Genomic DNA, 13344 nt, shown 5'->3' with positions numbered 1-13344 from the left:
TTTACCCACTTAATTAGTTTAATTATTAGCTAATTTATTCCTAATAGTTTTTACTATCATAAATCCTAATAGAATAATACCTACATAGCCGTTTATTACATATATTATATTTACTAATTTATCAAATGGAACCCTTAAACCAATAAAAACACCAACTATAGCTAATACTACAGTCAACATTCTAAATTTATTAGTTTTTTCCTCTGAAAACCTGGCAACAACTTGCCATAAAAGAGGAACTGCTGTTGTATAAATTCCTGCTACCACTATAAATGAGAATACTATAGCTAATGTTGAATTTATATTTCCAGCTAATATTAATGATGGCACCATTGAACCAGCTAATTGTTCTATATTTGCAATCATACCTAATGTGATAATTACCAAAGCCACACTAAATCCTATGGCACCAAAAGTTACTCCAAGAACAGATTCTTTTTTACTTTCACTAGAGGCACCCATGGATGTCATAAATCCCGCTAACCACAGCATACAAAATCCTACATATGAAGCTGCTGCATAAAACCAGTTAGAGGAAGCCCTCAATAAGTTTAATTTTGGTATTACTTCATTTGCCTTAACTAATCCCTCAGGATTTTTTAATATAGCAGTTATACCTAGTATAATTGTTAAAAAAATTATTGCTGGACCAATCTTCCCTATTACATCTACTATCTTTCCTAATCCGAATATTACAGTACCTGCTGCTAAAATTCCCATCATAATTCCACCAAACTCTGCTGGAAGACCATATTGTTGATGTACTGTAGCACCTGCTCCTCCTATCATAACTATAAATGACATATAGATAAAAGCAATAGAAAAGTAATCATAAAAATTTCCTATTATATTTCCGCAATAATATTTGTATACATCGCTTCCCTTTGGAAACTGATTTTCTTTCCCTACAATTACAAAGTCAATACCTACATAAAGAAATAATAAAAACACTACTATTACTCCTAATATTCCTAGGTAACCATATGAACTAAAATATTGTAAGACTTCTTGGCCAGTTGCAAACCCAGAGCCTATGAGGAATGCAATAAATGCACCTGCGTATGTCATAACTCTTCCCCAGTTTAGTTGCTGTTTTTCCATATTTACCATCTCCTATCATTGTTAATTCTAACACATTCAACTCTTTTAGGAAAAAGGGGCTTTGCCAGCCCCTTTTATTTAATAATGGAAAATCGTCTTAGAATTGAGTTACTTCAGTTATTTCTGTAGCTAAAGCTTTTAATGCTCTTCCAACCATTTTCTTTCTCATTGTATATTCTTCTTCTTTTGGAAGATTCGGGTTTCCTACTGGATAAGGAATTGCAATAGTTGGAACTATTCTATTAGCACCTACTGATTCGGAAATTGTAGTAATAGTAGCCATATGAACTATAGGGATACCATATCTTTCTATTTCTTTTACCATTGTTGCACCGCAACGTGTACAGGTGCCTCAAGTTGAAGTTAATATAACTCCATCTACTCCAGCTTCTTTAAGCTCTTTTCCTATTTCAGTACCAAATTTCACTGAGTTTCCAACCGATGTTCCAGTACCTGTAGTAGTATAGAAGTACTCAAACACATTACCAATAAGTCCTTCTTTTTGATATTCCTTTAGCATGTCAAGCGGTGCTACTCTATCTGGTATTTCATTTGCATATACTGGGTCAAACCCACCGTGAATTGTGCAATATTCTCCAGTTAATGCATCTATTCCACTTACATCATACTTGCCCCATTTTTGAGCACTAGCTGATTGGATTCTATCTGGGTTTCCTAATGGTACCATTCCACCACTAGTTACCAGAGCTATAGTAGCTTTACTTAAATCCTTAATTGCTACTGCTGGATCTACCTTATCAAATACAGGCATTGGTAGTTCAGTCTCAAATGGTTCATTATTTAATCTAGATAATAACATCTCTACCGCTCTTTGCGAACCTCTCTTATCTGAGAAAACAGTAAGTCTCTTACCTTGTGATATATATCCTTCTTCCTCTGGAAGACCTAGTTCCTCGCCATTCATTATCTTCTTTACTATATTTGCCATTACTGGTAGTGCTTTTCTCATGCCTGCCGCTGAGTCTGAAACATTTACTACTATTGCTTTACCTCTGCATGAATCTAAACCAGGATTTTCTATATACATACCAGTAACTACTGGAATATTTAATTCATCTACTACAGCATTTACTACTCCAGAGCAAGCCATACCATATCTACCTGCATTAAATGCTGGTCCTGCAACAACTATATCTGGATTTTCCTCTTTAATTACCTTCATTATATATTCTAAAGCTTCTTCTTTATGTTCATTAAAGTAGTTATCACCACATATTAGTGTACCTACTACTTCTCCCTCTTCTCCAAGAAGCCCATTAAATCCTAATGCTGGTCCTATTGTTTCTTTCTTGAAAACAGGCTCTATCCCTGCTTTTTCTTCTCCACCTATTTGTCCAAAGAATTGATTAACATAATATAATACTTTGAATTTCATATTTTCTCCTCCTTTCTGAGCTAATTAATATAATTTAACTGTACAGTTATGATATCCAATCTCTGATGTTGCTCCAATTACTGCATTTAATTCACAGCTTAAAGTTCCATCTTCTTCTAATGAACCTTCCCATCCACCAGCTAAGGTTGCAATAGCAGCTGCATTTCCTATTACTCTATCAGCAGGTGATAGTTTAACAACATGACTTACATTACCTGTAGACACTACGGCTACTGCTTCTTTTGCTGTATCTGCCAATGGTTGACTCATTCCGTCCCAACCTGAGCATTCGTCAGTTATTAGAACTGTCTTTATTCCTGAATCTTCTAATCTCTTACAAATCATTAATAAGTCTGAGTCTGGGTTACCATAACCTTCTTCAGATATAATAACACCGTCTGCTCCTAGACTCTTACATAATTTAGCTGTGTAATCACATGTTCTAAATTTACCTTCAAGAGTAGTTAACTCTGGAGTAAGTATTACTCCTAAGAAGTTAATAGTTTTTCCATGTTGTGCATATAAGTCAAGGATTGCTGAATTGTTTTGATGTTGGTAAGTTGTTATCTTATCACATGCTGCAACACAGTTACCACTGATTACTGCTCCATCTAATTCCTCATTTGGATGTAGTAGAGTTGGTAAGATTAATTGGCTGTTAACTCCATAGATATATCCATCATGTAATAACCCTTGAGAAATAAGCATTTCTACATATGCTACCTTTGGTAGATCTGGATATTTCTTGCTTTCTTCAGCGTGGCTACCCATTTCATATACTAATACTTCATCTGGTTCTACATTTCTTCCAGCTTCTCCTACAAACTCTGCTGCTTTAAGCCCTGCTAATCTAACAGTTGTTTCATGAGCATGTGGTGCTAATCCTTCTACAGGTATAATATCAACTACTAGGTTGAAAGTCTTTGAAAATGGAGTCCATTTTGCACCTTCACCCCACATGTCAACTACGCCTTCCTGGAATCCTACAATGTCACCAATCGTTACAACAGCTGCACCATGAAGTACATTAACCTTTCCATCTCCTAATTGAGCGATTTTAGTGGATACTCCTGGAAAACCATTTCCTGTTCCTTCAATTTTCACTCTTGGTTCAATTACGTCTTTAACTGGAATAATTCTTACCTTTTCTCCAGGTCTTGCTACATCAAGCTTAACATCTTTAATTCTTTCATCTTCTTTAAGCTTATTGATTAATTCCTCTTTATTTACTGTTAGAACTCCATTTTTTACAGTTGTTTCATTTCCTAATTGAATATCTTTAATATGGATTCTTCTAAGTTCAAGTTTCAAGGAAAGTCACCTCCGTTTTATTTTTAATTTTTAATTGTAAATCCTTTCAAACTCATGTAATGAAGATTTTAAAAGTTCACTGTCAATTAAAGCGTAATCTTCACTATTTGCCATGTCTGCTTTTTTCATACTGGTATGTTTATTATAGTTTTCTATGCTGTTTTCTATTGTTTCTACATGAATATCATGTTTTCCCTGTGATTTCTCACGAATTGCAATCGAACGATATGGAGAGAAAAACATTCTGCTACTTGCTCCTAGGGGATGATTAATAAGTTCAAAACCTGAGTGAACTAAATCTCTAACTTTTAATAACACATCTCCAAAGCCACCTTCAACGAAAATTACTTCTTCATAATCATCTTTTACAGTGGGATTGTTAGTCACAATTTGATAATTCATCTCATTTGTCATAGGATTCCCTCCTCTCATATTGTTCTTATAGGAATATACTTGTCTATAAATTAGATATTAAAATTTTGTAAATTCTTCCCTTATACCCTTTACTTCTTCAACTATTTCATCAACTTCAAGAACCATTTCCATCATACCAATTTGCTCATCATATACATCAGCCTCTACAGATTCTTTGAAATCTGGTTCTACTGCATGGTAAACTTTAAGTCCCAACGAGACTCCTGCTAATGGACCTGCAAATGTAGGGTCACCTGCTGTTACTGTTTCAGCCGCTAATCCTGCTGCTTCAGCTTCAGCTCCACCAATTAATACAAGCATGTTTTCTGCTCCGTATTTTTCAGTTAAGTCTTTAACCCTTTTTTGATTTTCTAAGTCCATTGCACCTGCAGCCGTTCAGACGAAACATTCAGTAGATGAAAATACTACTTCTGCAGGAGTGGTTTTTACGCATTCTTCCATAGCTGGTCCGGGTATACCATCTCTGTCTCCAATAATGATAACTTTTGTGTTTTCATTAAAAATTGACATTTAGCCACTTCCTTTCATAATCAATTCACTTTGTTAAATGTTTTTCACTTGTTCTACAACTACATTGTATATGTTTTTCTTGTGTATTTCAAGTGTATTTTACAAAAATATTTTTAATTTATGAAAAAATATAGAAACCCCTAATTCTAGATTGACTAAATCATCTAAAATTAGGGGTTTCTAAAATCTCTATAACATTTCCTTTTTTATTTTGAGAACAAATTCATCTATATGTTCTCTAGTATATTTTTCAGCTTTTTCTACATCCTTTTCTTTTACTGCTTCTAATACCTTTCCCAATGAATGAGTAAAAAGATCCATACTATCAAAATAACTCTCACAATAATGCCACAATCTTTCAGTATGATAATGCAGGGATGTTAAAATTTCTTGTAACCAGGGGTTATCGCAACTAGAAAATATAATATCATGAAAAAGTTCATCATCGTTAATTGCATTCTGGTAATCTTTAGTAATATCATAGTTTTCTAACCTAGACATAATCTCCTCAAGTTCTTTAATCTTTTCGTCACTTATTCTCTCTACTGCAAGTCTTGTAGCAAATGGATCTAGCTCTCTAGTTACCTCGAATATAGATTTCATTTGTTTAAAATCTATAGGTGCAACCTGAGCACCAAATCTTGGAACGATATTTAAAAGTTTATCACCATGTAATAGTTGAAAAACTCTTCTAATAGGTGTTCTACTAGTATTGAACTCCTCTGCAACATCTACCTCATTTAAGACTAAACCCGGTTCATACTCAAGATGTATAATTCTTTTTTTCAATAGTTCATATATACTATCTGTATCTAATTTACTGTCACTCATTTACATACCCCTCGTCTATAAATATTTCTCATATAATTATATTGGTTAAATACAAAATAAGCAATTAAAAATTCTTTATAATATGATCCTTTAAAATAGAGCTTTCTTATTCGTTATAAAAAAAGCACAGTTAAACTGTGCCTATCCTAATGTTGCCACTACTTTCTTCATCATCTTTCTTATTGGAAGATTATATGGACATCTTGGCTCACATTGTCCACATTCTATGCAATGTACTGCTCTTTTTTCCATAGCGTCATACCTTCCTTGAGCCCATTCCTTTAGATTATATCTAGTATAATACCCTTCCATTAAAAATTGTGTTGGTATATCTATATTTTGTGGACATGGCATGCAATATCCACAGCGCCTACAAAATTCAGACCCTAGGGAATTAGCTTCTTCAAACAAAATCTTTTCTTCTTCATCAGTTAATTTCCTTACATCAATACCTACCATGGCATTTTCATTTATTTGTTCTATAGAATCCATCCCTGGAATAGCTACAGTTACATTGGGATTGTCAATAATAAATCTTAAGGATAACTCGCCTTTTGTAATAGCACCACCTGCTAAGGGCTTCATAACAATTACTCCAATATCTTTAGCTTTTGCCTTTTTGAATAATTCATCTGCCTGTTGCTCAACAGGATTATAAGGACATTGTATAGTAGCAAACTCATCTGTATCTATAGCCTTATCTAGGATATCTGGATTATGTCCTGTTATTCCTATATTTCTAACTATACCCTTTTCCTTAGCTTCTTTTAATGCCTTTAGGGCACCATTCTCACTTAATACTAGTTCTAACTCTTCTATACTTTTTACATTGTGGAGCTGATATAAATCTATATAATCAGTTCTTAGGTTTTTTAAGCTAATATTTATATCATCAAGCATTCCTTGATAATCTCTTTTCATGGTCTTTGTAGCTAGAAAAAACTTTTCTCTACCTATTTTCTCTAGAGCCTCACCTATTAGATTTTCAGATTCATTATATCCACGAGCAGTATCGATGAAGTTAATCCCTAATTTGCTTGCTTCCTCTAGCAAACTTGTTGACATATGACTATCTACTCTTTGAATTGGAATACCACCAAATCCAATTACCGATACTTCTAAATTAGTTTTCCCTAACAATCTTTTTTCCAAGAACATTTCCTCCTAACTCTTTCTATAATACTCTGGCTTCTCCTTTGTATATAAGTCCAGTAGTACTATCTACTGTAACTATATCTCCATCTCTCAATATAGATGTGGCACCATCTGCTCCTACTATTGTTGGCTTGTGAAGATTTAATCCTACTATGGCTGCATGGGAAGTAAGTCCACCATGTTCTGTTATTATTGCTGAGGCTCTCTCCATATAACTTACCATATCCCTATCTGTATCCTTACTAACTATTATATCTCCATCTTTAAATTTCTCTTTTAGTTCCTCTGCATTATATGCAATGCAGATTCTTCCAAGGGTTGAGTGCTTGCCTATACCTGTTCCCTTCAATAGTACTTTTCCTATAGTATGAACCTTTATAAGATTAGTTGAACCGGCTGTTCCAACAGGAATACCCGCTGTAATTACAACCAAATCTCCTTCCTTTACATATCCTTCATCAACAGTTGATTGAATAGATAATTCAATTACATCATCCGTTGAATTGCTATAAGGTGACAGTACGGGATAGACTCCCCACACTAAGGACAATCTTCTCATTACTGATTCAGTAGTAGTTGCTGCTATTATAGGTGCTTTTGGTCTAAATTTAGATATTGCTTTTGATGTATATCCAGATGAGGTAGCAGTTATTATTGCAGATGCTCCTAGGTCCATTGCCGTTGTACAAGTAGCTTTACTTATGGCATTAGTTGTTGATATCTCACTAACAGCAACTTTGGAATTAAGTATCTCACCATAATCCAGTGAATCTTCTGTCCTTTTGGCTATATTGTACATAGTCTTTACTGACTCAATAGGATATTTTCCTGCGGCTGTTTCTCCGGATAACATAATAGCACTACTTCCATCGAGAATAGCATTAGCAACATCCGTTACTTCAGCCCTTGTTGGTCTTGGATTTCTCATCATGGAATCAAGCATCTGAGTTGCTGTTATTACAGGTTTACCTGCTATATTAGATTTTCTAATTAACTCTTTTTGTACTATAGGGATTTCTTCAGTCTGGATCTCTACTCCTAAATCTCCCCTCGCCACCATTATCCCATCTGAAGCTGCTAATATCTCATCAATATTATCAACACCCTCTTGATTTTCTATCTTGGATATTATCTCTATTGTATTTACATTATTTTCTTCTAATAGCTTTCTAATCTCTAGGACATCAGCTGCCTTTCTCACAAAGGAAGCAGCTATGAAATCTATACCATTCTCAATACCAAATAAAATATCATCTACATCTTTTTGAGTTACGGCTGGTAGATTGATTTTTACCCCAGGCACATTTACACCTTTATGATTTTTTAATGTACCATTATTCAATGCTATACATTTAATATCTGTATCATTTATAATCTCCATAACCTTAAATTCCACTAAGCCATCGTCAATTAAGATTCTACTATCCTTTTCAATATCATTAGGCAAGCCTTTGTAAGAAACCGATACAATACTCTTATCCCCTAGTATATCTCTAGTCGTTAATGTAAATATATCTCCTTCTTCAATTTCTATAGTGCCATCCTTAAAATCACCTAGCCTAATTTCAGGACCTTTTGTATCTAGCATAATTCCTATAGGCATCTTAAGTTCTTCCCTAACTCTTTTAATATTATCAATTCTTTGCTTATGTTCCTCATGGGAACCATGGGAAAAATTGAGTCTACAAACATTTAACCCATTTAAGAAAAGTTCTTTTAAAACTTTCTCTGATTCTGAAGCAGGACCTATTGTACATACTATCTTAGTCTTTTTCATCTGTTACCCCTCCATTAAATTGATAATATCTTTGCAGTATTATACATCTCAATATCAAATGATTTCTTTACTTCTAATGCCTCATTAATATCTAAATCAATTATCTGATTGCATTTAACACCTAAAGCCCTTCCAGATTTCCCTGCTTTAAGTAAATCTATAGCCTTATTGCCCATTCTACTAGCTAATATCCTATCAAAGGAAGTAGGTGTACCTCCTCTTTGGATATATCCTAATATAGTTACCCTAGTATCAATACCTGTTTTATCACTTATGGATTTTGATACATCATAGGCATTTCCGACACCTTCTGCTAAAACTATAATATGATGCAATTTTCCTCTATTTTTACCTTGTATTGCTCTTTTACATACTTCATCTATATCAAATTCTACTTCAGGAATAATTATACTTTCAGCGCCGCCTGCTAATCCAGCATAAAGAGCTATATCTCCACAATTTCTTCCCATGACTTCAATTACATTTGCTCTACCATGGGATGTAGATGTATCTCTTATCTTGGATATAGCATCTACTACAGTTTCAACAGCAGTATAAAATCCTATAGTATAATCAGAATACCCACAATCATTGTCAATTGTGCAGGGTATTCCAATAGTAGGTATTCCTGCATTTGACAATTCTCTAGCTCCCTTTAAAGTACCATCTCCACCTAGTACTACAAGTCCATCTATTCCAAATACATTTAGTACATTTAAAGCCTTTTTAAATCCTTTTTCTGTCTTAAACTCATCAGACCTAGCTGATCTAAGTGTAGTTCCTCCTCTATGAATTATATCAGCAACAGAGGAAAGATTCATATCATCTATATCTCCCTCAATTAAACCACTATAGCCTTGTCTTATTCCCATAACTCTAAAATCATTATATATTCCAGATCTTACAACCGCTCTAATGGCTGCATTCATGCCTGGGGCATCTCCCCCACTAGTCAACACTCCTATGGTCTTCATCTAATTCCCCCTCATATTCTACTACATGATACCTAGTTCAATCATTGCTTCTTGAACTTCTTCTGCTTCAAATTCAGGAGCTAATATCTCATAAAGCTCCTCTTCCCCTTCTAAAGAAAAATATCTTATCTTAACTAAAAATCCTTCTTCCTTGAGCTTTCTCTCAATTATTTCTGCATTTTCTAATCCTATGGCCATGTAAATTGTTGTCCACATGTTATAGCACTCCTCTTTTAATATCAAGTAATAGTTAAAATATAATCACTAATTTAGATAATCTAAGATAATTTTACTGATTCTTCCCCTAGTAAGTCCTTTAATTCCATTATAGCCTTTTCACTGACATCAATCCACAATTCTCTATCAGATACAATAGTTTTCTTTTCCTTTTCTAGATATATATATACTGGAGTATCACCTTTGTACTTCCTTAGAATCTCCTTAATCTTGCTAAATACATTAGCAACACTACTTGAGGAGATTTTTAGATAAAGTTTTCCTCTCTTAAATGTATTTAATTCCCTAATCTTTTCCACTAAAATCTTAGGCTCTTCAACCTCAGACATACTGATTCTACCTTCTACGACTACCAGTCCATCTTCTTTGAGATACTTATTATACCTATCGAAGGTCGTAGGAAATACAATACATTCTATAGCCCCATACAAATCCTCTAAGGTAACAAAAGCCATCATATTGTTGTTTCTAGTTATCTTGTTCTTCTTCTCAACAATTATTCCTCCAATTATAACCCTATCTCCATCATTTGGGCCATCTAGCTTTTCTCCTATATCTTCTCCACTATTTAAAAGGTCAACAGTTGTTATAGTAGAAACTTTTTCTAATTCTGATTTATATGGCTCTAATGGATGTCCAGAAATATATATACCAACCATTTCTTTTTCCATTGTAAGCAAAATATTTTTTGGAAATTCTTTTAAATCTGGTAAGTTATCCTTTGATACACTATCATCCACAGTATCAAATATGGAGAACTGTCCCTCTATATTTCTCTTTCTATCAGAATGAACACTGTCTATTGTCTTTTCAAATATGGCTAAAAACTGAGCTCTATTACCACCTAAACTATCCATGGCACCACATTTAATCAAGGATTCTACAGCTCTTTTATTCATGGAAGAAGAATCTATCTTATCTACTCTTTCTATAAAATCTGTAAAAGATTTAAATCTACCTTGCTCCCTAGCTTTTACAACAGCGTTAATAAAATTTACGCCCACATTCTTAACTGCAGAAAGACCATATCGAATTTTCCCAGCTAATACAGTAAATTTATTATAAGATTCATTAATATCTGGAGGCAATATTTCTATTCCTAACCTTTTACATTCCTGTATATATAGGGATACTGAATTTGTACTTCCCATGACAGATGATATTAAAGCTGCCATAAATTCTACTGGATAATAGTATTTAAGCCAAGCAGTTCTATAAGCTACTACTGCATAAGCAGCTGAATGTGATTTATTAAAAGCATAATTAGCAAAATCAATCATTAAATCATATATCTTGGACGCAGATTTTTCATCTACTCCATTTCTTATGGCTCCAGCTAAAATAACCTCTCCATTTTCATCAACCTGCCCATAAATAAAATTCTTTCTCTCCTCTTCCATTACATCCATTTTTTTCTTACCCATAGCACGCCTTACTAAATCTGCTCTTCCCATTGAGTATCCACCAATATCTCTAACAATTTGCATTACTTGCTCCTGATACACAATACAACCGTAGGTAACATCAAGGATATGTTCTAGCTTTGGATGTAAATATTCAATCTTTGATGGATCATGTTTACAGGCTACGAAAGTAGGTATCTGATTCATAGGGCCTGGTCTAAATAGTGAATTGGCTGCTATAAGGTTTTCAAATACATTTGGCTTTAATTCCTTTAAAAATGCTCTCATACCTGGCGATTCAAATTGAAATATACCCAAGGTTTCAGCCTTTGCAAACATTTCAAGAATTAATGGATCCTCATAGTCTATATTATCAAAATCAACTTCTATCTCTTTATTTTCTGCAATGAGATTAACAGCATCTCTTATTACTGTCAAAGTCCTTAAGCCTAGAAAGTCCATTTTAAGCAGGCCTAATTCCTCTAGCTCAATCATATTAAACTGTGTAGTTAATGAGTCACCATTCCTCAATAAAGGTACATAATTGGTAACAGGCTCTTTGGAAATCAAAACCCCTGCAGCATGGGTAGAAGTATGTCTAGGTAGTCCTTCCACAGCCTTTGCTAAATCTATTAAATTTTCAACATCATGGTCATCATCGTAAATATCTCGTAAACTCTTATTAACTTCAAGAGCCTTCTCTATGTTCATTCCCAAATCCATTGGGATTTGTTTTGCTATTGAATCTACTTGCCCATAAGGCATATTTATTGCCCTACCTACATCTCTAATTGCTCCACGAGCTGCCATTGTACCAAAAGTGGCGATTTGGGCAACTCTATCAGCTCCATATTTTCTCACCACATATTGAATGACTTCTTCTCGCCTCTCATAGCAAAAATCAATATCTATATCAGGCATAGATACTCTCTCAGGATTTAAAAACCTTTCAAATAATAATCCATACTCCAAAGGATCAATATCAATAATCCCTAGGGCATAGGATACTATACTACCAGCAGCAGATCCCCTACCTGGACCTACCATTATACCATTATCCTTAGCAAATTTTATAAAATCCCATACTATGAGGAAATAGTCTGTATAACCCATCTGAATAATTGTATTAAACTCATAATTAAATCTATCCTCAATTTCCTGGGTAATATCCTTATACCTACTATTTAATCCTTCCAAGGTAAGATGTTTTAAGTATTCTTCATTAGTAAAACCTTGGGGTACATCAAAACCCGGCAAATGCAGGGTGTTAAAATCTAGCTCTACATTACATCTATCAGCTACCCATGCAGTATTCTCTAAAGCCATTAGATTATCACTAAATATATTTTGCATCTCTTCTGGTGATTTTAAATAAAATTCATTTGTAGGAAATTTCATCCTATCAGTATCATCTACTGTTTTAGCCGTTTGAATACATAAAAGCACATCATGAACCCTTGCATCTTCTTTTTTAAGATAATGGACATCATTTGTAGCTACTAAAGGTATACCCGTTTCCTTAGATATTTTAATAAGTTGTCGATTTACCATTCTCTGATCTTCTACACCAAAATCCTGTAACTCAAGAAAATAGTTGTCTTTGCCAAATATATTTTGGTATTCCAAGGCAATTCTTTTTGCTTTATCTATATTGTTGTTCAATATATGCTGAGAAATCTCTCCACCTAAACAAGCGGACAAGGCAATGATTCCTTTGCTATATTTTCTTAGGACCTCATGATCAACTCTAGGCTTATAATAAAAACCATTTACATAGCCTTCAGATACAATCTTCATCAAATTTTGGTATCCTTCATTGCTTTCAGCTAAAAGTACTAAATGATATTGGTTTTTATCCTTAGGATCTCTATCGGTATATTTATCTATGGCAACATATACTTCAGATCCCAGTATAGGCTTTACTCCATGTTTTTTAGCCTCTTTATAAAATTGAACAACGCCAAACATAGAACCATGATCCGTTATGGCGATTGAATCCATACCTAGCTCCTTGGTTCTTTTCATTATATTTTTTATTTTAATCGAGCCATCTAACAAGCTATATTCAGTATGCACATGTAGATGGACGAATTTATCCTTATAGTTCATAAAAATCCCTCTCTATTGTATCTCATAGATATATTCTATCATAAAAAAGAAAAATTTCCCTATATAAGAGAAATTTTTTAATTATAGTACTATAAATTTTCCATT

Annotated in this window: 11 protein-coding genes; all 11 read right to left on the bottom strand. The window is 33.8% G+C overall.

Translation table 11 applies throughout. The features are described from left to right. Nucleotides 1-18 precede the first annotated feature (18 nt). The 11 genes from RIN63_RS04495 to RIN63_RS04445 all read right to left on the bottom strand — a co-directional run bounded on the left by RIN63_RS04495 (nt 19) and on the right by RIN63_RS04445 (nt 13239). A complete protein-coding gene (locus RIN63_RS04495; protein ID WP_310443486.1) occupies nt 19-1101 on the bottom strand; it encodes a hypothetical protein in 1083 nt (360 codons plus the stop codon). 97 nt (nt 1102-1198) lie between these two features. Further along, a complete protein-coding gene (locus RIN63_RS04490; RefSeq protein ID WP_310443485.1) occupies nt 1199-2497 on the bottom strand; it encodes a glycine/betaine/sarcosine/D-proline family reductase selenoprotein B in 1299 nt (432 codons plus the stop codon). A 24-nt stretch (nt 2498-2521) separates the two neighbouring features. Then, the gene (locus RIN63_RS04485; protein ID WP_310443484.1) at nt 2522-3808 is read right to left on the bottom strand and encodes a glycine/sarcosine/betaine reductase component B subunit; all 1287 of its coding nucleotides are present in this window, start codon (nt 3806-3808) and stop codon (nt 2522-2524) included. Between the two features lie 30 nt (nt 3809-3838). Next, nucleotides 3839-4222, bottom strand: a complete 384-nt coding sequence (locus RIN63_RS04480; protein ID WP_310443483.1) for a GrdX family protein — start codon at nt 4220-4222, stop codon at nt 3839-3841. A gap of 57 nt (nt 4223-4279) precedes the next feature. Then, the gene (gene grdA, locus RIN63_RS04475; protein ID WP_310443482.1) at nt 4280-4753 is read right to left on the bottom strand and encodes a glycine/sarcosine/betaine reductase complex selenoprotein A; all 474 of its coding nucleotides are present in this window, start codon (nt 4751-4753) and stop codon (nt 4280-4282) included. 189 nt (nt 4754-4942) lie between these two features. Further along, nucleotides 4943-5584: a GntR family transcriptional regulator gene (locus tag RIN63_RS04470; protein ID WP_310443481.1), complete on the bottom strand. Its 642-nt coding sequence runs from the start codon at nt 5582-5584 to the stop codon at nt 4943-4945. 141 nt (nt 5585-5725) lie between these two features. Then, complete coding sequence (locus RIN63_RS04465; protein ID WP_310443480.1) at nt 5726-6736, bottom strand: aldo/keto reductase; 1011 nt, start codon at nt 6734-6736, stop codon at nt 5726-5728. A 22-nt stretch (nt 6737-6758) separates the two neighbouring features. Further along, complete coding sequence (gene pyk / locus RIN63_RS04460; RefSeq protein WP_310443478.1) at nt 6759-8516, bottom strand: pyruvate kinase; 1758 nt, start codon at nt 8514-8516, stop codon at nt 6759-6761. Between the two features lie 14 nt (nt 8517-8530). Further along, nucleotides 8531-9490, bottom strand: coding sequence for a 6-phosphofructokinase (gene pfkA, locus RIN63_RS04455; protein ID WP_310443477.1), 960 nt, complete (start codon nt 9488-9490; stop codon nt 8531-8533). A 21-nt stretch (nt 9491-9511) separates the two neighbouring features. After that, nucleotides 9512-9706 (bottom strand): hypothetical protein, encoded by a 195-nt coding sequence (locus tag RIN63_RS04450; RefSeq protein WP_310443476.1) that lies wholly within the window; start codon nt 9704-9706, stop codon nt 9512-9514. A 62-nt stretch (nt 9707-9768) separates the two neighbouring features. Then, on the bottom strand, nt 9769-13239 hold the full coding sequence (locus RIN63_RS04445) for a DNA polymerase III subunit alpha (protein ID WP_310443475.1): 3471 nt from the start codon (nt 13237-13239) through the stop codon (nt 9769-9771). Between the last annotated feature and the right edge of the window lie 105 nt (nt 13240-13344).

This window comes from Tissierella sp. (assembly GCF_031460495.1).
Taxonomy (GTDB): Bacteria; Bacillota; Clostridia; order Tissierellales; family Tissierellaceae; genus JAVKTS01.
This window is presented reverse-complemented; position numbering and strand designations above follow the sequence as displayed.